General features: G+C 72.6%; 24 protein-coding genes and 3 tRNA genes. 10 read left to right on the plus strand and 17 right to left on the minus strand.

Annotation, left to right across the window (positions count from 1 at the left end; translation table 11 throughout):
• Positions 1-138: 138 nt before the first annotated feature.
• From VMF51_RS16000 to VMF51_RS16010, 3 genes are read left to right on the plus strand one after another with little or no spacing between them, the layout of a single operon-like run.
• Positions 139-1,071, plus strand: coding sequence for an ATP-binding protein (locus VMF51_RS16000; RefSeq protein ID WP_325475451.1), 933 nt, complete (start codon positions 139-141; stop codon positions 1,069-1,071).
• A complete protein-coding gene (locus VMF51_RS16005) occupies positions 1,068-1,445 on the plus strand; it encodes a fluoride efflux transporter FluC (RefSeq protein WP_325475452.1) in 378 nt (125 codons plus the stop codon). The genes VMF51_RS16000 and VMF51_RS16005 overlap by 4 nt, the downstream gene beginning before the upstream one ends.
• Complete coding sequence (locus VMF51_RS16010; RefSeq protein WP_325475453.1) at positions 1,442-1,768, plus strand: fluoride efflux transporter FluC; 327 nt, start codon at positions 1,442-1,444, stop codon at positions 1,766-1,768. Before VMF51_RS16005 ends, VMF51_RS16010 begins: the two co-directional genes overlap by 4 nt.
• Positions 1,769-1,955: 187 nt before the next feature.
• On the opposite strand, the gene VMF51_RS16015 is transcribed toward VMF51_RS16010, so the two are convergent.
• From VMF51_RS16015 to VMF51_RS16025, 3 genes are all read right to left on the minus strand, one after another.
• A complete protein-coding gene (locus VMF51_RS16015) occupies positions 1,956-2,312 on the minus strand; it encodes a metallopeptidase family protein (protein WP_325475454.1) in 357 nt (118 codons plus the stop codon).
• Between the two features lie 77 nt (positions 2,313-2,389).
• Positions 2,390-2,463: transfer RNA gene (locus VMF51_RS16020), tRNA-Asp, on the minus strand.
• Positions 2,464-2,557: 94 nt separating this feature from the next.
• A tRNA-Glu gene (locus VMF51_RS16025) sits at positions 2,558-2,633 on the minus strand.
• A gap of 87 nt (positions 2,634-2,720) precedes the next feature.
• On the opposite strand from VMF51_RS16025, the gene VMF51_RS16030 reads away from it, so the two are divergent.
• The 3 genes from VMF51_RS16030 (at position 2,721) to VMF51_RS16040 (ending at position 4,291) form a co-directional block, all read left to right on the plus strand.
• Positions 2,721-2,794, plus strand: a tRNA-Phe gene (locus VMF51_RS16030).
• 256 nt (positions 2,795-3,050) lie between these two features.
• Positions 3,051-3,659 (plus strand): helix-turn-helix transcriptional regulator, encoded by a 609-nt coding sequence (locus VMF51_RS16035; RefSeq protein ID WP_325475455.1) that lies wholly within the window; start codon positions 3,051-3,053, stop codon positions 3,657-3,659.
• Positions 3,656-4,291, plus strand: a complete 636-nt coding sequence (locus VMF51_RS16040; RefSeq protein WP_325475456.1) for a hypothetical protein — start codon at positions 3,656-3,658, stop codon at positions 4,289-4,291. Before VMF51_RS16035 ends, VMF51_RS16040 begins: the two co-directional genes overlap by 4 nt.
• Before the next feature lie 72 nt (positions 4,292-4,363).
• On the opposite strand, the gene VMF51_RS16045 is transcribed toward VMF51_RS16040, so the two are convergent.
• From VMF51_RS16045 to VMF51_RS16105, 13 genes are all read right to left on the minus strand, one after another.
• A complete protein-coding gene (locus VMF51_RS16045; protein WP_325475476.1) occupies positions 4,364-5,743 on the minus strand; it encodes an FAD-dependent oxidoreductase in 1,380 nt (459 codons plus the stop codon).
• Positions 5,740-6,528, minus strand: a complete 789-nt coding sequence (locus tag VMF51_RS16050; RefSeq protein ID WP_325475457.1) for an SDR family oxidoreductase — start codon at positions 6,526-6,528, stop codon at positions 5,740-5,742. The genes VMF51_RS16045 and VMF51_RS16050 overlap by 4 nt, the downstream gene beginning before the upstream one ends.
• Entirely contained in the window at positions 6,525-8,033 is a 1,509-nt protein-coding gene (locus tag VMF51_RS16055) for a class I adenylate-forming enzyme family protein (RefSeq protein ID WP_325475458.1), read from the minus strand. Before VMF51_RS16055 ends, VMF51_RS16050 begins: the two co-directional genes overlap by 4 nt.
• Positions 8,026-9,468: an amidohydrolase family protein gene (locus VMF51_RS16060; RefSeq protein ID WP_325475459.1), complete on the minus strand. Its 1,443-nt coding sequence runs from the start codon at positions 9,466-9,468 to the stop codon at positions 8,026-8,028. Before VMF51_RS16060 ends, VMF51_RS16055 begins: the two co-directional genes overlap by 8 nt.
• A complete protein-coding gene (locus VMF51_RS16065; protein WP_325475460.1) occupies positions 9,461-9,715 on the minus strand; it encodes a hypothetical protein in 255 nt (84 codons plus the stop codon). The genes VMF51_RS16060 and VMF51_RS16065 overlap by 8 nt, the downstream gene beginning before the upstream one ends.
• A gap of 38 nt (positions 9,716-9,753) precedes the next feature.
• Positions 9,754-10,815: a class I SAM-dependent methyltransferase gene (locus tag VMF51_RS16070; protein ID WP_325475461.1), complete on the minus strand. Its 1,062-nt coding sequence runs from the start codon at positions 10,813-10,815 to the stop codon at positions 9,754-9,756.
• A gap of 32 nt (positions 10,816-10,847) precedes the next feature.
• Entirely contained in the window at positions 10,848-11,723 is an 876-nt protein-coding gene (locus VMF51_RS16075) for an ABC transporter permease (protein ID WP_325475462.1), read from the minus strand.
• Between the two features lie 11 nt (positions 11,724-11,734).
• On the minus strand, positions 11,735-12,529 hold the full coding sequence (locus tag VMF51_RS16080; protein WP_325475463.1) for an ABC transporter ATP-binding protein: 795 nt from the start codon (positions 12,527-12,529) through the stop codon (positions 11,735-11,737).
• 2 nt (positions 12,530-12,531) lie between these two features.
• Positions 12,532-13,689 carry an ABC transporter substrate-binding protein gene (locus VMF51_RS16085; protein WP_325475464.1) on the minus strand — a complete coding sequence of 386 codons (1,158 nt, stop codon included), beginning with the start codon at positions 13,687-13,689 and terminating at the stop codon, positions 12,532-12,534.
• A 291-nt stretch (positions 13,690-13,980) separates the two neighbouring features.
• Positions 13,981-14,613 carry a carboxymuconolactone decarboxylase family protein gene (locus VMF51_RS16090; protein ID WP_325475465.1) on the minus strand — a complete coding sequence of 211 codons (633 nt, stop codon included), beginning with the start codon at positions 14,611-14,613 and terminating at the stop codon, positions 13,981-13,983.
• Complete coding sequence (locus VMF51_RS16095; RefSeq protein WP_325475466.1) at positions 14,580-16,337, minus strand: CocE/NonD family hydrolase; 1,758 nt, start codon at positions 16,335-16,337, stop codon at positions 14,580-14,582. Before VMF51_RS16095 ends, VMF51_RS16090 begins: the two co-directional genes overlap by 34 nt.
• Positions 16,334-17,704 carry a RidA family protein gene (locus VMF51_RS16100; RefSeq protein ID WP_325475467.1) on the minus strand — a complete coding sequence of 457 codons (1,371 nt, stop codon included), beginning with the start codon at positions 17,702-17,704 and terminating at the stop codon, positions 16,334-16,336. Before VMF51_RS16100 ends, VMF51_RS16095 begins: the two co-directional genes overlap by 4 nt.
• A 76-nt stretch (positions 17,705-17,780) precedes the next feature.
• Complete coding sequence (locus VMF51_RS16105; protein ID WP_325475468.1) at positions 17,781-18,953, minus strand: flavin reductase; 1,173 nt, start codon at positions 18,951-18,953, stop codon at positions 17,781-17,783.
• Between the two features lie 300 nt (positions 18,954-19,253).
• On the opposite strand from VMF51_RS16105, the gene VMF51_RS16110 reads away from it, so the two are divergent.
• From VMF51_RS16110 to VMF51_RS16120, 3 genes are read left to right on the plus strand one after another with little or no spacing between them, the layout of a single operon-like run.
• Positions 19,254-20,351, plus strand: coding sequence for an LLM class flavin-dependent oxidoreductase (locus VMF51_RS16110; RefSeq protein WP_325475469.1), 1,098 nt, complete (start codon positions 19,254-19,256; stop codon positions 20,349-20,351).
• Positions 20,348-21,094, plus strand: a complete 747-nt coding sequence (locus tag VMF51_RS16115) for an alpha/beta hydrolase (RefSeq protein ID WP_325475470.1) — start codon at positions 20,348-20,350, stop codon at positions 21,092-21,094. Before VMF51_RS16110 ends, VMF51_RS16115 begins: the two co-directional genes overlap by 4 nt.
• On the plus strand, positions 21,088-21,981 hold the full coding sequence (locus tag VMF51_RS16120; protein WP_325475471.1) for an NAD(P)-dependent oxidoreductase: 894 nt from the start codon (positions 21,088-21,090) through the stop codon (positions 21,979-21,981). Before VMF51_RS16115 ends, VMF51_RS16120 begins: the two co-directional genes overlap by 7 nt.
• Here the strand turns inward: VMF51_RS16120 and VMF51_RS16125 are convergent.
• A complete protein-coding gene (locus VMF51_RS16125) occupies positions 21,958-23,151 on the minus strand; it encodes a PucR family transcriptional regulator (protein WP_325475472.1) in 1,194 nt (397 codons plus the stop codon). The genes VMF51_RS16120 and VMF51_RS16125 overlap by 24 nt on opposite strands.
• A 164-nt stretch (positions 23,152-23,315) precedes the next feature.
• On the opposite strand from VMF51_RS16125, the gene VMF51_RS16130 reads away from it, so the two are divergent.
• Positions 23,316-24,026, plus strand: coding sequence for a hypothetical protein (locus tag VMF51_RS16130; protein WP_325475473.1), 711 nt, complete (start codon positions 23,316-23,318; stop codon positions 24,024-24,026).
• Positions 24,027-24,197: the final 171 nt, after the last annotated feature.

Raw genomic sequence — 24,197 nt, forward strand, 5'->3', positions numbered from 1 at the left:
GGTTCACCATCGGCCCCCGAGTTGAGGACCGCAGAAGTTCCTTGCCAACCTTTGCGTTTGCCTCCCCCCGATCGGGGGTATGCGGGCCGAGAATGGCATGTCCCCGTCCCGTCTCGGCCTGTCCCAGGAGCTCCGCCCGTGCCGCTGAACCGGCCTGCCCTGTCGCTGGGCGCTGGCCCCCGTGGCGTGCAGGACGCGCGGCGCTGGGTCGTCAGCACCTGCCACGACATCGGCCGGTCGGATCTGGTCGAGTGTGCCGAGCTGGGCGTCTCGGAGCTGGTGACCAACGCGCTGCTGCACGCCACCGCGCCGATCCAGGTGCGGGTGCGCGGCACCCGGGAGCACCCGCGCGTCGAGGTCCGTGACGGCTCGCGGGAGCGGCCCCTGCTGCCGACGAGTGCTCCCGACGAGGAGGACGACCTGCTGCTGACCTTCGGGCGGGGTCTGAGCATCGTCGCCCGCTGCTCCGACGCCTGGGGCGCGGAGATCGAGGTGGACGGCAAGACCGTCTGGTTCGCCCCCGCGGGCACGTTCGCCGAGGACGACGGCGTGACCGGGCTGATCACCGGCGACGAGGACCCGCTGAACGCGACCCCCGAGGACCCGGTCGGCGTACGGATCCGCGGCGTACCCCTGGATCTGTACGTCGCCTTCCAGCGGCACTTCCGCGAGCTCCGGCGCGAGGTGCGGCTGCTGGCGCTCGCGCACGAGAGCGACTACCCGCTCGCCAAGGACCTCTCGGACCTGTTCGGCTCCCTCGAGCGCCAGCTGCGCGAGGGGATCGGCCCCGACCAGCTCGAGAGCGCGGCCGCCGAGGGTGTCGCCGAGACCGAGGTCGACATGATCACCTCGCGCGAGAGCACCCGGACCATGGAACGGTTCATCGAGATGCTCGACCTGGCCGACGAGTTCTGCCGCCAGGAGCGACTGCTGTCGCTGGCCCGCACCCAGGAGCAGCGCGACTTCCAGCAGTGGTACCTCGGCGAGTTCGTCCGACAGGGCCGGGGCGAGCCGCCGCTCGCCTGGATCGACGCCAGCACCGGCTCGGACCGGCAGAGCACCGCCTCGTGAGCCGCCCCGACCCCCGCGCCGTCGGCGCGGTGGCGATCGGGGGCGCCGTCGGCGCGATGCTGCGCTGGGGGCTCGGCGAGCTGGCCCCCGACGAGTCCGGCTTCCCGTGGACGACCTTCGCGATCAACGTGTCGGGCTCCCTGCTGCTCGCGCTGGTGCTCGGGCTCGGCGCCGTACGCCGCCGCCCGGTACTGCTGGCCGGGCTCGGCCCGGGCCTGCTCGGGGGCTACACGACGCTGTCGACGCTCGCCGAGCAGTCCCGTTCCCTGCTCGCGGACGGCCACGTCGCGACCGCGCTCGCCTACCTGGTCGGGTCGGCGCTGGCGTGTGTCGCCGCCGTCGCCATTGGTCGCCGACTCGCGACAGGCGCATGACCGGCCTGCTGGTCGCCCTGGGCGCCGCCGCCGGCTCGTCGCTGCGCTACGTCGTCGCGCAGCGGTGGGACGGCCGGTTCCCGCGCGGCACGCTCGCGGTCAACGTGCTCGGCTCGCTGCTGCTCGGGCTCCTCGCCGCCCTGTCCGTCTCGGGCCAGCTGGCGGCGCTGCTCGGCACCGGCTTCTGCGGCGGGTTCACGACGTACTCCGCCTTCGCCGTCCAGGCACACGGCCTGGGGCCACGGCGCGGGACGGCGTACGTCGTGGTGACCACGGTGCTCGCCATGGGCGCGTGTGCACTGGGGTTCTGGGTCGGTTCCTAGCGTGGGGTGGGGGTGGGTCTCGTCCCGGGCGCCCCAGGTTCATCATGGTATGCAGACGAGCTCGCACTGACCACGGCGTACCCACCACGGGAAGCGACAGCTCATCTGCATACCGTGATGAGCCGGCAGGCTCGCCGACTCGCCTGCATACCGTGATGAAGCAACAAGCCCGACCGACGCGCCGTCCCTATGCGTAGCCCAGCTCGTGCAGCCGGGCGTCGTCGATGCCGAAGTGGTGCGCGACCTCGTGGACGACGGTGATCCGGACCTCCTCGATCAGCTCCTCCTCGCTCTCGCACATGTCGAGCAGCGGGCCGCGGAAGATGAAGATCCGGGCGGGCAGGTGCATCAGGGTGCCGCTGTCGCGCTCGGTCAGGGCGACGCCGTCGTACAGGCCGAGCAGGTCGTCGGGCTCGCCCTCGGGCGGCTCGTCCTCGACCAGGACCACGACGTTGCGCACCAGCCGGGCGAGCTCGTCGGGGATGTCGTCGAGAGCCGCGTCGACGAGCTCGTCGAAGCGCTCGGGGTCCATCTCGATCGGCACCGCGTCAGTCTGCCCGCCGGCGCCAAGGCAGGGAAATGACAGAAGCCCGGATCATGATGATCCGGGCTTCTGGTCGGCGACCCCGACGGGACTCGAACCCGCGGCCTCCGCCGTGACAGGGCGGCGCGCTAACCAACTGCGCTACGGGGCCAGGTGTGTCTTCGCCAGTCCTGCGCGGCGAAGCGATGGAACTCTAACCCACGGATCTGGAGTCCTCACAATCGGCGACTGATCGGACACGTGAGTGGCACCCCCAACGGGATTCGAACCCGTGCTACCGCCGTGAAAGGGCGGGGTCCTGGGCCGCTAGACGATGGGGGCCTGGACTGCTCGCACAGCATAGGGCGCGGCCGGGGATGATGCTGATTCGGCACCGCCCCGCCGCCCCATGTAAGGTGGCTGTCGCTCGGGCAGGTAGCTCAGTTGGTACGAGCGATCGCCTGAAAAGTGATAGGTCGGCGGTTCGACCCCGCCCCTGCCCACCGAGCAACGCAGGGCTCCGACCTGCGGAAAGGCCCCCGCCGGTAGTCCGGCGGGGGCCTTTCACTTGCCACCCTCATTGCGCTTCACAAGGCGCAGGATCGCGACACGTGCGCACTTCGCCCGCGCAGATGAACCTGGTCCGGGAGCCCGGGCCGGCTCGCTCCGATCATCCGAGCACCTCTCTCTGTTGCCCGGCCGCCGGACTCCAGATATTCTCTGATCTGAGAACTTCCCGACGAAACCTGGACGAGATCCATGACCTCAGAACGCGCCCTCGACGCTGATCAGCAGGCTGTCGTCGACGCCCTGCGCGCGGCGATCAGCTCGAGCGGCCTCACGCAGCGTGACTTCGCCAGGGCCATCGGCACATCACCCTCGCGGATGTCGGCCTACCTGCACGGGGACACGGCGCCCTCGGCTCCACTGCTGATGAAGTGCCAGCGCATCGGGAACGCTCTGTGCGCCGCCCGGGAGGAGAACATCCCCTCCCCTCTTGACTGCGCAGCCTCGCTTCGCTGTTCTCTCGAAACCGCTCAGAGAGCGTCCGGAGTCCTTCGGTTTGCACTCGAGGCGCGCGATCGCCTGCGCGACACTCTGGAGAACCGGCCACACCTGGCGGACGCCTGGGACGCCAAGGCCACTATCGGCGAGAAGCGCTGGGACACGCTGTTCGCAGCGCTCGTCGAACACGAGTTCACCACCGCTGGTCGCCCTGCGCCATCGTGGGCACACGTTGAGCCTCTCGAGGAGGAGTGGATCCCGGCGAAGGGTCGTCAGAGCGAGGACGAGATCCGCGAGACGACGCCTTCGTGGCTCGCCGACAAGGGGATCCTCCTCGCCGAGTCCGCGCTCGCCGTCGCGTGACCCAACCGTGGCAATGTCCTCTGTGCGCGTCGGGTGACTTCCCGGCACCGCGCTGGGCGCCGGGACCGCTGAAGGAACTCGATGCAGGTTCGGTCGTCGATCTGCTCGGCGACCTCGACGCCCGGCTGGCTGCTCGTTCGGCACGGGTGAGCCTCTACGTCGTCGGCGGCTCTGCTCTCCTGCTCGCGCACGGGCGCTCCGTCGCGACCCCGGATGTCGACGTGGCCCGGTCGGTCGTGGCGGCCGACCAGGTCGCACGGGAGATCGCCGTCGAACGCGGCCTGTCGATGACGTGGCTCAACTCGAGTGCCGGATCCTGGGTTCCGCCGCGGCCCGAGTGCGCGTGCGCCGGGCCGGCGCGAGAAGGGCTGACTGTCCATATCGCTCCAGCCCGGCATCTGTTAGCGATGAAGCTGGTCGCCTGGCGACCGAAGGACGAGGACGACCTCGCAGACCTGCTCGTCGCCTGCGACTTGGCCGATGCCAGCGCCGACGAGGTCGCCGATGTCCTCTACGAGGTCTACACGGCCGAAGACTCCCTGGCGGGGCTGCTCAATGTCGGACGCTCCGACCCCGACGAGACGCGCCGCGAGGCGGTCTCCCGAGCGGCGGATGCGCTGGCACTGTTCTAGCGCTCCGACCTGCGACGACACCCCCGCCGGGTTCCGGCGGGGGTGTCGTGCTTCGTGCGGGCGATGGATCCGTCAGATCGGGACGGCGGCTTCGCTCCGGGCAGCGACGTGCTCCGCCGCCAGGAACGCGAGCCCGAGCGCCGTCAGCAGGCCGTTGCCCGCGAGGTAGCCCGAGGCGCCGTGGCCCGAGATCCCGGCGGCCGCGCCACCGGACGCGTAGAGACCGTCGATCGGGTCGCCGTCGGGGCGGAGCACGCGGGCGTGGCCGTCGACGACCAGGCCGCCCTGGGTGTGGAAGAGAGCGGGCACCACGCGGGCCGCGACGTACGGCGGGTCCAGGGGCGCCTCGAAGTGCGTCCGACCCCAGGCGTCCTGAGCCGCGCCCGACGCAGCGTCTCGGGCCGCCGTCAGGGTGGCCGCCAGGGCCGCCTCGGGCATCCGCGTGCGGGAGGCCAGCTCGGCGACGTCGGCCGCGCGCACGAGCGAGCCGACCTCGACGCTCTGGCGGTAGTCCTTGAACGGCAGGCACGCCTCGTGGACCCGCTCGTCGTACACGAGCCAGCCGCCGGCGCCGGGACGCGAGGCGAGGGCGGCGGCGTACTCGGAGTAGCCGACGGTCTCGTCGCCGAACCGGGTCCCGTCGAGGTCGACGAGCACCGCGCCGTGCATCACCGTCGCCCAGCCGACCAGGGTGGCGCCGCGCTCGCTCAGCGCCGCGTGCCCCTGGTAGGCGTCGAGGTACGCCGACGCGGCGCCCAGCCCGTCGCCGATGCGCAGGGCGTCCCCGCGGGAGGTCTCGCTGCCGTGGTAGACCGCGTCGGCGATCTCCGGCAGGTGCCGCGCGACCAGGTCGCGGTCGGCGCCGAACCCGTTGGTGGCCAGCAGGACCGCCCCGGCGCTCACCTGCTCCTCCCCGCCGTCGGGACGGGTCACGGTGACGGTGGCCGAGCGACCGTTGGGCTCCACGCCGCTCACCCGGCCGGGGACCAGCTGGTGGATCCGCGGCTCGGCCGCCGCCGCCCGGACCAGGTGCCCGAGCAGCGTGGAGCCGTGCCGGTCCGGGACCGTGTGGCAGCGGTACGCCGAGTGGCCCGGGTAGCCGAAGTCGGTGACGAGCGAGAGCGGGACGCCGACGTCGTCGGCCAGCCACTCGAGCATCCGCGGACTGGCCTCGGCGAGCGCCCTCGCCAGGGCCAGGTCGCCGGTGCCCTTGGTCTTCGCCTCGACGTCGGCGGCGAAGGTGTCCGGGGAGTCCTCGACCCCCAGCTCGCGCTGCCAGCGGGTGCCGGTGCCGGGGATCATCGCCGTCGACATCGAGGTGTTGTTGCCCTGCCGGTAGTGCTCGCTCGCCTCGACCAGCAGCACCTCGAGTCCCAGGTGGGCGGCCCGGAGCGCTCCGACCAGGCCGCCCCCGGCGCCGGCGACGACCAGGTCGACGTCCGGCGCGCTCAGAGGGACTGCCCGCCGTCCACGAACAGGGTCTGGCCCAGCAGCATCTCGTTGTGCGGGCTGAGCAGGAACGCGGCCGGGAGGACGAACTCCTCGGTGTCCATGATCCGGCCGCCGGGGATGCCCGCGACGACGCCCGCCGTGAACTCCGGGTCCTCGAAGAGGGAGCGGTTGACGTCGGTCAGGGTGGCGGCCGGGGCGAGGGCGTTGACCCGGACGCCCTGGCCCGCCCACTCCTGGGCCAGGGTCTCGACGAGCATGCCCACCGCCGCCTTGCTCGCGTTGTACGGCGACCAGTCGGTGAAGCCGCGCCGGGCGAAGCTGGAGCTGGTGAACACGACCGCTCCCCCGCGGCCCAAGTGGCGGTACGCCGCCCGCGCGGTGATGAACGCGCCGGTGACGTTGGTGTCGAGCACCGACCGGAACGCCGCGATCGGCATGTCGGCGGCGGGCTCCACGTGGGCGATGCCGGCGTTGGCCACGACCGCGTCGAGACCGCCGTGCTGGGCGACGACGTCGGCCATGACCGCGGCCATCGCCTCCTCGTCGGTCACGTCGGCCGCGTGCGCGCTGAAGGTCACGCCCTGCTCGGCGGCCGCGGCGCTCGTCTTCTCCAGGGCTTCGGCGCGGCGCCCGACGCCGGCGACGCGCATGCCGAGCCGGCCCAGGCCGAGGGCGACCGCCTGGCCGATGCCGCTGGTGGCGCCGGTGACGACGACGGTGCGGCCGGCGAGGCCCAGGGCGCTGCCCAGGGCCGAGTGCTGGTCTGCGGGGACGAAGGAGGTCATGGCTGTTCCTCTTCCTGTTTCATCGGGGACGGACTTCCGGCCGGGGCGCGGAGATCGAGGACCGCGGAGTCGGCGCCGGCCGCCTCCGCGAGTCGGGTGCGGTCGGTCTTGCCGCCGTAGTTGCGCGGGAGGTCGGGGCAGGCCACGACCTCCCAGCGCGCGGGCACGGCGGGCAGCGCGGACCGGACCCGGGAGAGCGTCGCGGGGTCGAGCGCGGGCACGGGCAGCACGAGACGCACCGTGGCGTCGTCGGCGCCGGGCAGCACCACGGCCTCGGGCAGGCCGGTCGCGGCGGTCACCGCGAGCTCCAGCTCCCGGGGCACGAGCTCGCGGCCCGCGACCCGGACGACGTCGCGCAGCCGGCCGAGCAGGTCCAGCCCGCCGCGGCCGTCGAAGGCGCCGAGGTCGCCGGTGGGCAGCCACCCGTCGCGGAGCGTCGACACGCTGCGCAGGCTCTCGCCCTCCGGGACCAGGTAGCGCTCCGCGACGGCCGCGCCGCGCACCAGCACCTCGCCCCGGACGCCGCCCTCGACACGGACGTCGAGCAGCGGCTGCGGTACGCCGACGTGGCAGGGACCCGCTCCGTGCCGGGTCGTCGCGGAGGCGACCGCGACGTTGCCGACCTCGGTCAGGCCGTAGATGTTGAGGACGTCGCCCCGCCCGGCCAGGGCCGTCTCGAGCCCGCGGAGCGTGTCGGGGTCGCCGTGCCCACCGGTCATCACGGCGACGCGGAGTCCACGGTCGACCAGCGTCCCGACCGCGCCCTCGGCGAGGGCCGCACGCCAGTCGTGCGGCTGCAGCGCCAAGACCTGGACGCCGCCGCGCGAGGCGTCGACGAGCGAAGCCGGGTCGGTCCGACCGGTGAGCGCCAGCGTCCCGCCGAGCAGGAGGACGCAGCGCAGGGCGCCGATCGCGATGTTGGAGTTGGTGGCGGCGAGCGAGAGCCAGGCGTCCCCCGCTCGGAGCCCCATCGAGAGCACGCGTCCGACCGCGTCGGCGTGCTCGCCGGCCACCGTCCGCACGACGCCCTTGGGCACCCCGGTGCTGCCGGTCGAGAACTGGACGGCGCCCATCTGCCGGTCCGGGCGGGGGTCGACCCGGATCACCGGTGCCGCGTCGAGCGCGAGGAGGTCCTCGGGGGTCAGCACCCGGACGGAGGTCCGCCGCGCGGCATCGGCCAGCTCCGGGCCGACCACCGCCTCGACCACGTCGAGGCCGTCGACGATCGCCGGCACGTGCGGTCCCGCCCCCGGGCCCACCACGACCGGCACCAGACCCGCCGCCTGGGCGGCCAGGTACCCCAGCACCGCGGACGCGCCCTCGAAGACGCCGACCAGGACGCCCTGTCCCGGTCGGCATCCCCGGTCGACGAGGCCGCCCGCGAGGCCCTGGACGAGGCGGTCGAGCTCGGCCCACGTGGTCTCGACGCCGGACGGGTCGACGAGCGCGACCTGGTCCGGACGGCGTACGCCGTGCTCGGCGAGCTTCGCGAGAAGGTCAGGCACGCGGCTCCACCGGCAGGACCAGGCCCGACGGAGCCCGGAGTACGTCGTCGAGCAGCCCGCGCTCGATCGCCTCGGCCCAGATCGAGCCCAGGGCGTCCGCGGCCGCCGTACCGACGCGGTCCTCGTCGAGGGTGAGCACGCGTCCGTCGCGGACCACGGTCTCGCCGTGGACCATGCAGAACCTCACGTCGCGGCCGTTGCCGTAGTAGACCAGCGACTGCACCGGGTCGAGCACCGGCGCGACCGCGGGACCGCGCAGGTCGACGGCGACGAGGTCGGCCAGCGCACCGGGCCGGATCCGCCCGAGGTCGTCGCGGCCGAGCGCGTCGGCATTGGTGGCCGTCGCCGCGTGGAGTACGCCGGCCGCAGTCGGCGAGTCCGTGCGCGCGGTGCCGATCTTGCCCAGCACCGCCGCGAACTTCAGCTCCTCGACCATGTCGCAGCTGAAGCCGTCGGTGCCGAGCCCGACCCGGACCCCGGCCTTCCGGAAGGCGACCGAGGGCGAGACCACGGCCTCCTTGGCCTTGCGCGAGGCGCAGTGCACGACGGTGATACCGGCGCTCGCCGCGAGCTCGAGATCCTCCTCCGGGAGGTACGTGCCGTGGGCCGCGACCAGCCGCTCGTTGGCCAGGCCGACCTTCTCCAGCACCCGGAGCGGGGTGAGGCCGTACCGTCGGTCGGTCTCCGCCAGCTCTCCGGGCGCCTGGCACAGGTGGGTGGTCACCCGGCTGCCGAGCTCGGCCGACAGCTGGGCGACGGCCTCGAGGACCCCGAGGTCGACGGCGTGCACCGCCGCCGGGCCGAGCACCAGGGTGATCCGGTCCGCCCGGCCCTCCCAGCGCTCGGCCAGGTCCCGGAACCCGGCCAGCTGGGCCGCCTGGACGTCGGACGTGGTCGAGTCGTCGCGCCGGGTGGTCCCGGCCTCGAGCCGACCGAGGCGGTGCGCGACGTCCATCGGCACCGTGGGGCCCGCGAAGGTCCGCACCCCGGCGCGCAGCGCGAGCTCGAGGTAGCCCTCGGTGTCGGTCGACGCGTGGTTGAGCACCGTGGTGGTGCCGGTCCGGAGCATGCCGAGCAGGTCCCACTCCACGATCGAGCGGTACCGCTCGACCACGGACTCGTCGTACGCGTGCTGCCACAGCCGCGACAGCGGGACGTAGAAGGGCATCCCGGCCGGCAGGGGGAAGTCCTCCGACACCGCCCGCCCGATCGGTCCCGCCCCGACGTGGGTGTGCAGGTTCACCAGCCCGGGGACGAGGAGGTGACCCGGGAGGTCGACGCGCTCGGCATCGATCCCGTCCGTCGCCGCGGCCGGCAGCACCGCCTCGATCCGCGACCCGACCACCAGGACCGCGGTGTCCGCGGCGACCGAGCCGTCCGGGAGGAGTACCCAGGACGGGCGCAGGAGGACGCGCCCGCCCGGGTGGTCAGACACGGTCGACCAGCGGGGCGCCCAGCACGCGCCGGATCAGGCGCAGCCGCTCGGTGGCCAGCAGCTCGGCGAGCTCCTGGTCGGGGACCAGCTCGTCGACGGTGTCGGCGGCCAGCACGCCCGCGTCCACGACGGCGCGCTCCAGCAGCATCACCCGGTCGCGGAGCACCCAGAGCTCCTCGGTGAGCCCGGTGACCATCCGGGCGAGGTCGTCGGTGCTGGACGCGTGCAGGTACTGGGGGCTCTCCATGGTCGTCTTCCTCTCGTCGGTGCTGCTGTTCGTCGGGGTCATCGCGTCGGCTTCACGCCGCGCGTGACCCACGGGTACGACGCCCCGAACTCCTCGACCTGCTCGAAGCCCGCGTCGCGGACCAGGCCGGGCCGGTCGGCGAGCAGCGAGCCGCGCCAGAACGGCTCCTCGCGGTTCTCGGTCTCCCAGTCCAGGACCATGCAGCGGAACAGCGAGGCCTGGTCCTTGTACGGCGCCACGTCGCCGATCAGCACCTCGCCGCCGGGACGGCAGACGCGGTACGCCTCGGCGAGGATCTGCTTCGCCGCCGGGACGGGGACCTCGTGGAACAGGATGAAGGCGGTGACCAGGTCGAAGCTCTCGTCCTCGAACGGCAGGTTCTCCGCCGCGGCCTGGTGGAGCTCCCACGAGTAGCCGTGCCGGGCGGCGACCAGCTTGGCGTGCTCCAGCTCGGTCTGCCCGAGCTCGACCCCGGTGATCTTGGCGTCGGGGTAGACCTGCTGGATGGACACGGCGGACCGGCCGGTGCCGACGCCGAGCGACAGGATCTCGTCGTAGTGGTCCTTCAGGCCGCCCTGGGCGGTGGTGACCCGGGCGTCGGTGAACTTCTCGCCGGCGCGGACGGCGCCGACGCCGCCGGTGGAGAAGATCAGGTCGTAGACGTAGTCGTGGATCATGAAGCCCATCCGCGGGTGACCCTCCCAGCCGCCGGGGGCCAGGTGGAACTCCGTGTCGGACCAGTACGACGGGGTCTCGACGTCCGGGTTCAGGTGCACGGTGCCGCCCTGGTCGGCGTACTTCTCGTACTCCGCGAGGATCTCCGGCTCGCCGTCCTCGTAGGCCAGCAGGGCCGAGCGGAACTGCTGCTCGGCGCAGAAGCGGGTGTAGAAGCGGTCCCACTGGTAGACCTTCGACTCCGCCTCCATCACCTTGGTGACGGCGCGGATCTGGTGCTGGATGCCCTCGGGGAGCGCGTCGCGCTCGATGAGCCGGTCGAAGTCCTGCTCGGCGGCGCTCTGGAGGCTGGTGCCCGACCAGCGGGCGAGGTCGGCGAGGAAGTTGAAGTCGGCGCGGCCGCGCTGCTTCAGTCCGGTGGCCATGTCGGTGTCCTTTCGAGAAGTGGTGGCGCGGGTCAGTCGCCGTTGGTGACGTTCCAGCGCAGGAGGTAGCGGGACAGCAGCTTCACGAGGCCGTAGAGGGCCATGCCGAGCGCCGACAGGATCACGACGGTGGCGAACATGCCGGCCATGTCGATGCGCGAGTTGAACAGCTGCAGCAAGGTGCCGAGCCCGATCGTGGTGCCGGAGCCGAGGATCTCCGCGACCACGGAGGCGGTGAGGGCGAGGACGAGCGAGACCTCGAAGGAGGCCAGGATGAACGGGAGCGCGGCGTAGAAGCGCACCCGCCGGAAGGTCTCCCAACGGTTCGCGCGGCAGGCCTTCATCAGGTCAAGCTGCTCGGGCCGCACGCTGTTGAGCCCGGCGTAGGTGTTGACCAAAATCGGGAAGAAGACCATCACCACGACCAGCACCACCTTCGAGGTGATGCCGAAGCCGAACCAGATGAGCAGCAGCGGCGCGATGGCGATCTTGGGCATCGCCTGGAACGCCACGATGAACGGGTTGAGGACCCGGTAGAGCACCGGCACCTCGGTCATCAGCACGGCGAGGCCGATGCCGAGCGCCGCGCCGATGGCGAAGCCGTACAGCGTCTCCTGAAGGGTGACCCAGGTGGCGTCCACGACGAACCCGGACTGCATCAGGCTCTTGAGGGAGGAGAAGACCTCTCCCGGTCCGGGCACGACGCGCTCGCTGACGCCGGTGATCCGGACGAGCAGCTCCCACAGGCCGATGGCGATGGCGAACTCCGCGACCACGAAGGCCGCGTGGCCCAGGACGGCGCGGGGGCGGAACCGTCGCCGGCTCGGCGGAGGACCCGGTACGGCGGTGCTGCCGTCGGGGGCCGGTCCCGTGCTGGAGTCCGGCGCGGTGATCTGGCTGGTGGTCATGGCTGGGTCCCTCAGTGTTCGATCAGCGTGCGCAGATGGGCGGTGAGCTCGACGTACCTCGCGTCGCTGCGGGTCGCCTCGCCCCGGGGCCGGGGCAGGTCGACAGCGATGTCGCTGATGACCCGGCCCGGCCGCGGGGACATGGTGAGGACACGGTCGGAGAGGTAGACGGCCTCGCCGATGTCGTGGGTGATGAAGATGACCGTCGCCCCGGTGTGCTCCCAGATGCGGAGCAGCTCGTCGTTCATCACCTCGCGGGTCAGCGCGTCGAGGGCTCCGAAGGGCTCGTCCATGAGGATGATCGGCGGCGAGTTGACCAGCGAGCGCGCGATCGCGACCCGCTGCTGCATCCCGCCGGACAGCTCGGTCGGGTACTTCTTCCCGAACCCGCCGAGCCGCACCATCTCGAGCAGCTCGTCGGCACGCTGGACGATCTCCGCCTTGGAGCGCTGCTTGGCGAGCAGCGCCGGCATCTGCACGTTCTGCTCGACGGTGTACCAGGGCAGCAGCACGGACTGTTGGAAGGCGATGCCGATCTTGGGGCTCGGGCCGTCGACGACGTCGTCGCCGATCAGCACCCGGCCGGTGCTGGCCGAGGTGAGTCCCGCGATGATCCGCATCAGGGTCGACTTGCCGCAGCCGCTCGGCCCGAGCACCGAGACGAAGCTGCCCGCCTCGATCTGGAGGTCCGTGGGGGTGAGCGCGTGGATCCCGGAGCCGTCACGGGTGCGGAAGAACTTGCCCGCCCCGTCGATGGTGATGCTCTCGCCGCGGAGGACCTGGGTCTCGGCCGGCGCCGAGGTCATGGTCAGGCACCTTCCTCGGCGCGCTCGACGACCTCGGCGCGGTCGAAGTCGTTGGCGGCCTCGTTGAACTCGTCGGTGAAGAAGTCGGCGGGGTCGAGCTCCTTGGTCACGAGCCCGACCTGGCGGTTGTACTCGATCTGGCCGGTCCAGGCCTCGGCGTCCTGCACGCCCCAGGTGTGGTCGATCTCGAAGTCGTCGAGCCGCATCGTGTCGATCGTGGCCTGCAGGACGGCCCGGGTGTCGTCGAAGGCCTTGTCCTCGTCGTCACCGGGCAGCGGGGCGCGCTCCGGGTACTCCTCCCAGAACAGCTTCACCGCGGCGTCGGGGTTCTCCTTGAGGAAGACCGTGGAGCGCGCGACCGCGCGGCTCACACCCTCGACGATCTCGGGGTTCGCCTCGATGTACTCGTCGGTCGCGCCGAGGCCGATCCCGTAGTAGTCGTTCTGCCACTCGGGGGCGGGCAGGATGTCGAACTCGTAGCCGGCGTTCTCGAAGGCGGCCCACATGCCGGGCCAGCCCACGAAGGCGTCGATCTCGCCCTTCTCCAGCGACTCGGCCGACGTCGCCCCGAAGCCGGTGGCGACCTGCTTGACGGTCTTGACGTCCGCGCCCGCCTCCTTCATCCGGGTGCTCAGGTAGCCGACGATCGAGTCGGAGATCATCGGGAAGCCGACGACCTTGCCCGCGAGGTCGTCGTCGGCGGCCACGCCCGCGCCCGGCTTGACCGCGATCTCGTACGACGACCGCGGCAGCAGGTTGTGGAAGATCTTGATCGGCAGGCGCTCGGTGTTCGCCGCCGCGATCATCGAGTCGGGGGTCTGGATGGCGATGTCGGCCACGCCGCTCATCACGGCCTGCGCGGTGGTGGTCGAGCCGCCGGTCGTGGTGACCGTGACGTCGAGGCACTCCTCGGCGAAGTAGCCGAGCTCGTCGGCGAGCGAGGCGTACGGCGCGTAGGAGATGTCCATGTCGCTGGTGCCCATCATGATCGTGACCTTCTCGGTCGAGCCGCAGTCCTCCGCGGCCGCCGCGGTCTCGTCGTCGCCACCGCAGGCGGCGAGCAGGACGGGGAGCAGCAGGGCCGACCCGCCGAGTACGGCGGCACGCCGCCTCGCGGTGCTGGTCGAACGGGTACGGCTCGGGGCCGGTGCCTTCTTCATGTCGTCTCCTTCGGGCGTATCGCCCGTGATCGGTGCTGGCGGTGCGGGGTGGCGGAGCATGGTGGGAGAGCCACCGCGTCTCATGGACGGCGGACCCGAGATCGCCCCTCCGGGGAACGGCGTGTGCGAGAAATCAGGTGGAGCTGGGCGGGAGGTCATGAGGGCCGCGGCGGCGCCGGCGCGACCTGCCTCACGTTTGTTGGGGTCAACCGAACACTCCCGAGGGGGGTCCGGGCACTCACGCCGCCCGTGAGTACCGGGAGCCGAGAGTGACGCTTCCCCACAGCGCGCTCACGGTCGCAGTGACGGGAGCGCGGCCGAGCGCTCGTCGCGCGGGGTCGCGACCGTGAAGAAGGCGAGCATCGAGGCGAGCGTCCGGTAGTAGCCCACCAGGGCGACCAGCTCGAGGAGGGTCCGCTCGCCGAGGATCGCCCGGCGGGCGGCGTACTCCTGCTCGTCGGGGACGGCGTCGTCGAGGACGTCGCGGCACACCGCGACGACGGACGCCTCGACCGGGTCCAGGGGCGCGAACGAGCCCGCCGCGAGGTCGGACAGCTCGTCCGCGCTCAGGCCCGCGGCGAGGCCCACCCGGGTGTGCGCGTGCCACTCGAACTCGCTCGACGTCGCCACGGCGACCAGCAGGATCGCGATCTCGCGGTGCCGGTCGGACAGCGACGTCCGGTAGCGGATCGCCGCCCCGAGCTCCTGCAGCGGAACGCCGATCCCGGGCGCGTGCAGCATCAGGCCGAACGGCCCCTCCAGCGCTCCGACCGCATCCGCCAGCGCGAAGTGCTGGGGCCCGCTCGCGCGGGGGCCGCCGGCGATGGCGTCGTACAGCGCGGCCTGCTCGACGTCGAGCTCCCCCGGGACGAGGCGCCGGAGCCGGTCGGTCACCTCGGTACGACGGGCAGCCGCAGCAGGCACCCGCCCTCCGCACCGGCGTGCAGCGTCACCGTGCCGGCGAACGTCCCCTCCGGCCGGTCCTCGGGGTCGTCGTGGAGGAACGGCCCGCACCCGGTCATCTGGTTCTTGAAGTTGGACATGGTGATCGGCGGGAGCGACGTGTCGGCGTAGTCGCGACCGCCCACGAGGAGCTCCAGGCGAGACCCGGCCGGGAGCACCAGGCTGGTCGGCCACAGCTCGACCTGGACGTCGTACGGCGTGCCCGGCTCGACCTCGGCGGCGGCGACATGCGTGTGGACCGGGCGGTACGGCGTGCTCCGCTCGGGGTCGAGCTCGCGGTGCGAGAGCCGCAGCCAGCCCTGGGTGGCGGGGATGTGCGGGTCGACGGCGCCCACGAACGAGCGGTGGTTCCCGTCGGGGTCGATCGCCCGCAGCGTGAGGAACAGGTCGGCGTCGGCGGCGGTCGTGGAGACCCGCAGCTCGGCCGCGACCGGACCCGTGAGCTCGACCTCCTCGGCGAACGGCTCCGTGCGGAACGCGACGCCGGCGGACATGGCGTCGTACGCCAGGCTGCCCGCGGCGGGCTCGGGGACGAGGGTGCCGTTCCCCAGGTCGAGGTGCAGGTCGGTCCACCGGGTCGCGGGGAGCGGCCAGGCCTCCTCCCACCGCTCCTCGTAGGTGTCGTCGATGTGGCGCACCTGGAGCTGGACGGGCGGGCGCTGGTCCCAGCCGTTGTCGAGGCCCTTGATGACGTGGTCGAAGAACTGCAGCTGGATCTCCCGGCCGTAGTCCATGTAGTACGTCGTCCAGTGCTCGAGCCCGTGCATCTCGAGCCACTTGCGCTCGGAGCCGGCCTGCAGGAAGCCCTCGACGTTGCCGCGCAGGTGCAGCCCCTGGCCGCCCCAGTTGCCCGCGGTCAGCAGCGGCACCGTGATCCGGTCCCACTCCGGCGTGCGGTCGCGGTGGTAGTCGTCGATGAACGGGTGTGCCCGGACCTCGGCCCCGAAGTCGACCCGGTTGGCGGCGAGCTCCTCGTCGGTGAGGCTCTCGTCGCCGCAGACCAGCTGCCCCGTGACGGGGTGACGCGGTCCGCGCTCCCCCAGGCCGTACTGGACCGACTTGACCTGCTTGTCGTACCAGTGCTGCCAGAAGGTCGAGAGGATCCCGCCGTGGTGCGAGGCATCGCGGTAGAAGTCGCTCGCGCCCTCCCACACGCAGATCGCCCGGAGGTGGGGCGGCTGGGTGGCGGCGACCAGCCACTGGTTCATGCCGAAGTAGGAGACGCCGGAGAGCCCGACGTTGCCGTCCGACCACGGCTCGGCCGCGGCCCACTCGATGCAGTCGTGGAAGTCCTGGGTCTCGCGCCGCGAGAAGTGGTCGACGATGCCGGGCGAGCGTCCGCAGCCGCGGGAGTCGACGCGCACGATCGCGTAGCCGTGCACGGTCCACTTCTCGGGGTCGACGACCTCCCAGTTCTGGTAGGCGTTGGTGGACCCTTCGACGACGTCGGGGTGCTGGGAGGCCATCGTCTCCCAGGCCGTCGGGTAGCCCTCCTGGAAGGCCAGCCCCTTCGCGTACGGGCCGTAGCTGAGCAGCGTCGGGTAGGCGCCGTCCTCGGCGGGCAGGAAGACGTCGGCGCGCAGCACGTTGCCGTCGTCCATGGTGATCGGGACGTCCCAGAGGATCCGCATCCCGTCGCGGGAGTCGACCGGTACGCCGGAGAGCTCCGGCACGGTGGCGGTCATCGTCCCTCCGGGACGGCCACGACGAGGTCGACGCTGATGTCGCACGCCGGGATCTCCTGCGAGCGGGGCGGCACCTCGAAGAAGCCGCTCGCCGGGAGCCCGTCGGTGAACGGGTCGGCCCACGCCTGGAAGAACGTCGGCAGGTCGACGAAGTCGGAGAGGAACGCGTCGACCTTCACCGTCTGGTCGATCGAGGTCCCGGCGGCCTCGCAGATCGCGGCCACGTCCTCGTGGATGCGTCGTACCTGGTCGTAGATGTGGCGGCGGGCCTGCGGCAGGCCGTCGCGCAGGGCGACCGCCCGCGCCGACAGACCGTGCTCGTCGCGGCCGAGCTGGGTGGAGAGGAAGAGCAGCGGGCCGCTGCGGACGGCCTGGACGCTGTGCCCCAGCGGGGCGAGCGCCCGGTCGGTGTGCACGATGTCGCGCTCGCCGCCCTCGGAGGGACGGGCCACGATGACGTAGATCTCCACGTTGCCGTGCTTGACGCCGCCGATGCCGGAGCACGGTACGACGGCGCGCGCCGGCGGGTTCTCCGGCCACTGCTGTGCCCAGACCTCCTCGACGGCCGGCATGTTCCGGATGCCCTCGGGGGTCAGGTAGAGCACGACCTTGACCACGTCGGACCAGCTCGCGCCGGCCGCCTCCATGGTCACCCGGACCTGCCGGAGGGTCTCCTCGGTCTCCTGGGCGACCTGGTTCCCGTACCAGATGTGCTGGGGGACCCGGGCGTTCGGATGCAGCCCGGACTCGAAGTCGGTGGCGATGAAGCCGGCGCTGAAGACCCACGGCCCGGCCTCGACGCCGACGGAGTAGCCGCCCAGCGGGCTGTGCACGTCGTGGGCGTAGGCCCGCTTGGTGATGCCCGAGTCGTCCAGCAGCGAGACCAGCTGGACCTCGATGTGCTGCTCCGGGGAGATCAGCCGGTCGATCGGCATCAGGCAGCTCGCCGGGCGGTCCGAGAGCAGGAACTCGTCGCGGCTCTGGATGTAGGCGTGGGCGACCCGGCGCCAGTCCTCCCAGAACAGGTCGTAGGGGTCGCGGAGCGGCTCGTGCCGCTCCACCTCGCCGTGGTACGTCGGCTGCCACTGGTTGATCGAGACGCCCCCGTCGAGACGGGAGCCGGCCTTCTCCAGGGCGGCGCCGAGCCGCCGGTAGGTCTCGCGCACCTGCAGCTTGACCGGGTGGCCGCTGGAGTACGGCAGCCCCGGCTGCGGCTTGGCCTCCGGTACGACACCGCCCCGCTCGAAGTCCACGGCGCTCATCGACGCGGTGAACGCGAAGGGGCCGGCCGTGACGACGGAGCTGCTGGGGTACCAGGCCGGGAAGTCGGCGCCGGGGACGTGGTGGACGGTGCGTGCGCTGCTCATGGAACGGGATTCCTCTCGATCGGGCGGTGCGAAGACGTGGATCAGCGGGAGCCGGCGGTGGCGGGCGAGGGGGCTCTCACAGCACCCCGCCGGTGCGTTCGAGGATCTCCCGGGCGCGCTGCTTGGCCAGAGCGGCGTAGGTGAGCACCCCGGTCTGGGCGCGGGCGCGGTCGCCGGCCTCGAGCGCCAGGAGGATCTCGCGCTGGACCTCGACGAAGCGCTGGGACGTGCCGGGCGTCGCGCCGAAGCTGGACGCCATGACCGAGCGCAGGCCGATCTGCTCGAACGCGGCCGACAGGGCCGACGAGCCGGCGAGCGCCACCAGCGCGCGGTGGAAGGCGTCGTTGGCGTCGAGGTAGCCGTCGAAGTCGACGAAGCGGTCGTCGACCAGGAACCGCGCCATGGCGGTGAAGAGCGAGCCCAGCTCGCGCAGCGTCGCCTCCGGCAGCGGCAGGTCGACGAGGTGGAGGGCACCCACCTCGATGGCGCTCCGGGCGTCGAAGGCCTGGTCGGAGTCGGTGACGTCGAACGGCACCACGACGTACCCGCGGCCCTGCTCGCGGCGCAGCATGCCCTCGGAGCTCAGGCGGGTCATCGCGTAGAAGCAGCTGGAACGGGCCAGGTCGAGCTCGAACGCCACCTGGTCGACGTCGAGGGCGCTGTCGGCCTCCCACCGGCGCTGGGTGAGGTGGGTGCGCAGGGTCAGGTAGACCCGCTCGTCCCGCTCCAGCTCGAAGCGGCCGAAGCCGCCGCGGAAGTAGGTCAGCGGCTCCCCGTCGCGGGCGGTCGCGGCGACCACGCGGCCGATGAAGATCGTGTGCGTGCCGCCCGTGATCTGCTCGATCACCTGGCACTCGATGTGCGCGAGCGCGCCGTCGAGCGTGGGGGCCGCGCTCGCGCCGGGGCTGGTCGCCACGCCCGCGAACTTGTCCTCCTGGGCACTCGCGAACCGGTGGGCGAGATGGGCGGACTGGCGGTCGAGCACGTTGACGGCGTACGCCCCCGCCTCGGCCACGGCCTGCGCCGTGGGCATCGCGGAGTTCAGGCAGACGAGCATCAGCGGGGGGTCGAGCGACAGGGAGGTGACCGAGCTGGCGGTCATCCCGAAGCGGGTGCCACTCGTCTGCGTGGTGACGACGGCGACGCCGCTGGCCAGGTGGCCCGCGACGACGCGGAACTCGTCCGAGTCGACCGGGTGCGTCGCGGGGGGCACGGTCGGGGGCGGGGCACCCTGGGTGTCGGTCGTCATCGCTCTCCTGTGTTCGATCACGGCGGGCACGCAGCGGAACACCGAGTGCAGTGACAGCAGTGAAGTCAGAGGGCGCGCCGAGAGCACTGGCGTGATCCGCGAATCTCGCCGGTCCGCGCTAGCAGATCCCGTGAAGACGTCGCGGAGGTAACAGGCGTGTTCCGGGAGCGGTCACGGATCCTGTGAATCCGGTCCGGTGCCCATGCTGGTCGCCGCCAGTGCGGGCGTCCCGGTCGGTGACGTCGGATGGAGCCCGCCGGCGGGCCGTCCGCCGGACTGGTCGCCCCTAGGAGCCCCCTCGTGAGACTCGGCTACTTCGCCATGCCCCTGCACCCGGCCGGACGGACCTGGTCCGAGACCCTGCGGGAGGACCGGGAGGCGGTGATCCTGGCCGACCGGCTGGGCTTCCACGACGCCTTCATCGGCGAGCACCTGACGGACCGCCACGAGAACATCACCAACGCCCTGCTGTTCCTGGCCACCCTGATCCCGGACACCGAGCAGATCCGGCTGGCGACCGGCACCACCAACCTCTCGCACACCCACCCGGCCCTGGTGGCGGCCAACTCCGCCATGTTCGACCACCTGAGCGGCGGCCGGTTCATCCTGGGCGTCAGCCCCGGCGCGCTCGCCTCGGACGCGGAGCTGCTCGGGATCCTCGGCCAGGACCGCAACGCGATGTTCGCCGAGGCGATCGACGTCATCACGGCCCTGTGGACGGAGGAGGCGCCGTACGACATCGGCGGCGAGGGCGCCCGCTGGCCGGTGACCACGCGGTCGTCGTACGACGAGGACCTGGGCGTCGGCATGGTCGGCAAGCCGCTCCAGCAGCCGCGGCCCGAGATCGTCGGCACCGTGGTCGCGCCGTTCTCGAAGGGCGTCATCGCCATGGGTGCCCGGGACTTCCACCCGCTCTCCGCGAACTTCCTGCTGCCGCAGTGGGTGGGCACGCACTGGGGCAACTACGTCCAGGGCAAGGAGTCGGTCGGCCAGGTCGCCGACGTGGCCGACTGGCGGGTCGCCCGGACGATCTTCGTCGCCGACGACAGCGCGACCGCGCGGCGCTACGGCGGCGCCGACGCCGACAGCCCCTACCGCTTCTACTACCAGCAGATGCTGACCAAGATGCGGAAGCTCGGTCGGGTGGACCTGTTCAAGTCCCACCGCGAGCAGCCCGACGAGGAGATCACCCTCGAGTACGTGCTCGACCGCCTGGTCATCGCCGGGACCGCCGAGGAGGTCGCCGAGCGGCTGCTCGCGTTCCGCGAGGAGACCGGACCGTTCGGCGAGCTGGTGTACGCCGGCCTCGACTGGGCCGACGAGCGGCTGGGCCGCCGGTCCATGGAGCTGATGGCCACCGAGGTCATGCCCCGGGTCAACGGCGCGATCGGCGAGTGAGCACGCTCGTCCGGCAGCGCGAGGGCTCCGGCCCGCCGCTCGTGCTGCTGCACCCGCTCGGTGCCGACGCCCGGTTCTTCGAGCCCCTGCTGGAGCACGTCGAGCACGAGGCGTGGACGGCCGACGTGAACCCGACCGAGGCCCGGCCCACCCTGGCCGAGGTGGCCGAGGGCCTGGCGGGCGAGCTCGACGCGGTGCTCGACGGACCTGCGGCGCTCGTCGGCGTCTCCCTCGGCGGGCTGGTCGCCCAGCACCTCGCGGCCGCGCATCCCGCGCTGGTCTCCCACCTGGTCCTCGCCGACACCCTGGTGAGCTACCCCGCGCCGATGCGCGAGATGTGGGCGCAGCGGGCCGCGGACGTCCGTGCCCACGGCACGGAGTCGATCCTCGGCGCCACGCTCGCGACCTGGTACGGCGCCGACGCGGCTCCCCCCGCGGAACTCGAGCAGGTCTGTCGACAGCAGGTGCTGGCGACCGGCCCGGCGACGTACGCCCGGGCCTGCCTCGCGCTGCGCGACGCCGACACCTCGACCCTGCTCGACCGGATCCAGGCGCCGACCCTGGTGCTGTGCGGCGACCGCGACGCGCCGCCCTTCCTGAGCGGCAGCACGCTGCTGGCCGAGCGCCTCGCGCCCGACGCAGGCGTCACCTGGCTGGGCGGGGGGCACCACGCCGCCCTGCTCGAGCAGCCCCAGGCGGCCGCGGTCGCCATCACCGCGCACGTGCGGACCGGCGCGTGCTGAGCCCGTCGTACGCCGTCGGCTTCGTGGGGCTGGGCGCCATGGGCTCCCAGCTCAGCCGGCACGCGCTCGAGGCGGGCCTGGAGGTCTGGGTCCACGATCTCGACCCGGCACGGGTCGCGGCGCTCTCGGACCAGGGTGCCCACGCCGCCGCCGAACTCGCGGACCTCGCGCGGCGGTGCCGATGGATCGTCACCTCCCTGCCGACCGCGAGCGCCCTGCACGGCGTGGTCGACCAGGTCGCCGGCGCACCCGGCCCGGAGCGGGGCGGCCTCATCGAGACCAGCACCCTCTCGGTCGAGGACAAGGAGCGCGCGGCCGCGACCCTGGGCGCCGCCGGCCTCGGCATGGTCGACGCCCCGCTGTCCGGGACCAGCCAGCAGGCCGCCACCCGCGACCTGATCGCCTACGTCAGCGGGTCGCCCGAGGACTGCGCCGCCGCGCTCCCGGTCATCCGCACCTTCACCCGGGCGCAGTACCAGCTGGGACGCCTCGGCAACGGGACCCGGATGAAGCTGGTCGCCAACCACCTCGTGGCGATCCACAACGTGGCGGCGGCCGAGGCGCTGCTGCTGGCCGCGCGGGCGGGGCTGGACCTGCCGGCCGTGATCGAGGCCGTGAGCGACGGGGCGGGCGGCTCGCGGATGCTGCAGGTGCGCGGTCCCCTGATGGCCAGCGGCGAGTACGCCGCCACGATGCGGGTCGACAACTTCGTCAAGGACATCGACATCATCGAGCAGCACGCCGGCAGCCTCGGCTCCCCGGTGCCGCTGCTCGCCGAGTGCGCCCGGCTGTACCGGACGATGCTCGAGAGCGGCCGCGGCGACCTCGACACCGCCGCCGTCTTCGACGAGCTGCTCCGAGGGTCAGAGCAGGCGCGCGAGGCGTAGCGCCACCTGCACCTCGGTGCTGCGCTGGGTGAGGGGGTGCTCCAGCACCTCCTCGACCTTGCGCAGCCGGTTGCGGACCGTGTGCTCGTGGACGTGCAGGTGCGCGGCGGTCGCCACGTGGCTGCCGAGGCGGTACGACGTCTCGAGCGTCTCGCGCAGCCGGGCGGCCTCCTGGGTGTCGCCGGCCAGCGCGCCCAGCTCGTCGCGGACGAAGCGCCGGGCGCGGTCGCGGTCGCGCATCAGCAGGATCTCCAGGCCGACCTCGGCGTGCTCGAGGACGGGCGAGTCGAGCGTCGTACCCGCCGCCTTGCGGATGGCCTCCGCCTCCTCGGCCTGGGCCAGGCTCGCGCGGAAGCCCTCGATCCCGCGCCCGGGCTCCCCCAGCGTCGCCGTCGCGCCGACCGCCTCCAGGCAGGCGCGGACCGCCTGGCGGGCCTCGGTCGACCAGGCGGTCGCCCGGCCGAGCCAGACGACGCTGGCGCTCAGCTCGCGGGGCAGGGTCAGCGAGTGCCGGGTGCCGGCGGCGTCGGCCATCCCGACCGCGAACCGGCTGGCCGCCCCCTCCGCCATGGCCGGCAGCAGCACCGCGAGGTGGTGCAGGTCCAGGGAGTAGCCGATCGTCGTGAGGTCCGCGGGAGACAGCAGGGTGCCCGGGTCGGCGAGGATGTCCTCGATGAGCCGGTGGCGCACGTGCGCCCGGGACATGTTGAGCGCCTGTTCCTCGGCGCTGAGCCGGTCGGCGACCTGGATGGCGACGTGGTCCTGGTAGTCCAGGATCAGCCGCGTCAGCTCCACAACCTGGCTGGACAGGTCCGGGACGGCGTCCGCCGGAGCCCCGTCGAGGAGCGCCGCCACCCAGGTGTCCCACATGACCCGGAACCCGACCCGGTAGGAGCGCTGCATCGCCGCCTGCGGGATCCGCAGCTGCGCCTGGAGCGCACCGAGGACCAGCGGCTGGTGCAGCCGCACGTCCTCGAGCTGGAGCGAGCCGTTCAGCACGGCGCGCAGCAGCGAGAGGTTCTCCTCGACGCTGGCGCGGAGGGTGGAGATGAACGGCTCGGTGCCGGCCCGGTCGGGGAACGCCGCCTCGACGTCGCTGTGCACGACGCGCTCGCGCAGCGCCTCCAGATCGACCTGATCCGTGATCTCGACCGCCCAGGGCGCGAGCATGCCGACCTCCTCCGCTGCGGGGGCCAGGCTACCGGGCGTCTCGGGCCGGACTCGACCGGCACTCGGTCGCGGGCCGCCTGGGTACCGTCGGGGCTGCCCACCCCCGACGGACCACCGGAGGTCCCGTGCCCGAGCTCCGCCCGCCCCGCAGTCTCAGCCGACCGGTGCAGCGAGGCCGCGACCGGCTGGTGGGGCTGTGGCAGCACCGCTACCCGACCGTCGCCGTCACCGGGATGACCGGCGCCGGCAAGACCGAGCTGGTCGACCACCTGTGCGGGCGGGGCGACACGGGCGCCACGGTCGAGTCGGGGTCGGCCGTGATGGAGCGCCGGGTCCGCCGCGACCGGCGGCTGCGCGGGTTCCGCTTCCGCGTCGTACCCGGGGAGAACGCCGCGACCCGCCTCGGCGCCCTCGACGAGGTCTTCCACGACGACCCGGTCGACGGCGTACTGCACGTGGTGGCCAACGGCCTGGCGACCGGCCGCCGACCCGCGGGGACCACGGGTTCCGCCGTCGTCGACCGCGAGGAGCAGCTGGCCCGCGAGCTGGAGGACTGGACGGTCACCGCCCACCGGATCGCCTCGATGGCGGTCCGCCGCGACCGGCCGACCTGGCTGGTGATCGTGGTGACCAAGGCCGACCTGTACGCCGAGTCCGTGGACGAGGTCGTCCGGTCGTACTCGCCCGGCAGCGGCACCCCGTTCGGCGACCGCGTCGACGAGCTGCGCGCCCTGGCCGGCGCCGCCAAGCTCTCGGTCGACGTCCTGCCCGCCTGCAGCCACCTCGAGGAGGCCAGCGGCGTCGACCGCGCCACCCGTGACGCGTACCTGGCCAAGCTCGAGGCCCGGATGGCCCAGCTCTCCGGCCACGTCTAGCCCCCCACCCGCCCCACCCCGCCGAGTCGGCAGAACTTGCGCGCCGAGTCGGCAGAACTTGCGCGCCGAGTCGGCAGAACTTGCGCGCCGAGTCGGCAGAACTTGCGCGCCGAGTCGGCAGAACTTGCGCGCCGAGTCGGCAGAACTTGCGCGCCGAGTCGGCAGAACTTG

It is taken from the genome of Nocardioides sp., from assembly GCF_035503875.1.
Lineage (GTDB): Bacteria > Actinomycetota > Actinomycetes > Propionibacteriales > Nocardioidaceae > Nocardioides.

Coding starts and splice junctions, on each gene's coding strand:
- VMF51_RS16080 (WP_325475463.1), bottom strand. CDS start 12,529: ATGACCTCGGCGCCGGCCGAGACCCAGGTCCTCCGCGGCGAGAGCATC.
- VMF51_RS16125 (WP_325475472.1), bottom strand. CDS start 23,151: ATGCTCGCGCCCTGGGCGGTCGAGATCACGGATCAGGTCGATCTGGAG.
- VMF51_RS16065 (WP_325475460.1), bottom strand. CDS start 9,715: ATGGAGAGCCCCCAGTACCTGCACGCGTCCAGCACCGACGACCTCGCC.
- VMF51_RS16085 (WP_325475464.1), bottom strand. CDS start 13,689: ATGAAGAAGGCACCGGCCCCGAGCCGTACCCGTTCGACCAGCACCGCG.
- VMF51_RS16010 (WP_325475453.1), top strand. CDS start 1,442: ATGACCGGCCTGCTGGTCGCCCTGGGCGCCGCCGCCGGCTCGTCGCTG.
- VMF51_RS16070 (WP_325475461.1), bottom strand. CDS start 10,815: ATGGCCACCGGACTGAAGCAGCGCGGCCGCGCCGACTTCAACTTCCTC.
- VMF51_RS16105 (WP_325475468.1), bottom strand. CDS start 18,953: ATGACGACCGACACCCAGGGTGCCCCGCCCCCGACCGTGCCCCCCGCG.
- VMF51_RS16050 (WP_325475457.1), bottom strand. CDS start 6,528: ATGACCTCCTTCGTCCCCGCAGACCAGCACTCGGCCCTGGGCAGCGCC.
- VMF51_RS16035 (WP_325475455.1), top strand. CDS start 3,051: ATGACCTCAGAACGCGCCCTCGACGCTGATCAGCAGGCTGTCGTCGAC.
- VMF51_RS16075 (WP_325475462.1), bottom strand. CDS start 11,723: ATGACCACCAGCCAGATCACCGCGCCGGACTCCAGCACGGGACCGGCC.
- VMF51_RS16100 (WP_325475467.1), bottom strand. CDS start 17,704: ATGAGCAGCGCACGCACCGTCCACCACGTCCCCGGCGCCGACTTCCCG.
- VMF51_RS16095 (WP_325475466.1), bottom strand. CDS start 16,337: ATGACCGCCACCGTGCCGGAGCTCTCCGGCGTACCGGTCGACTCCCGC.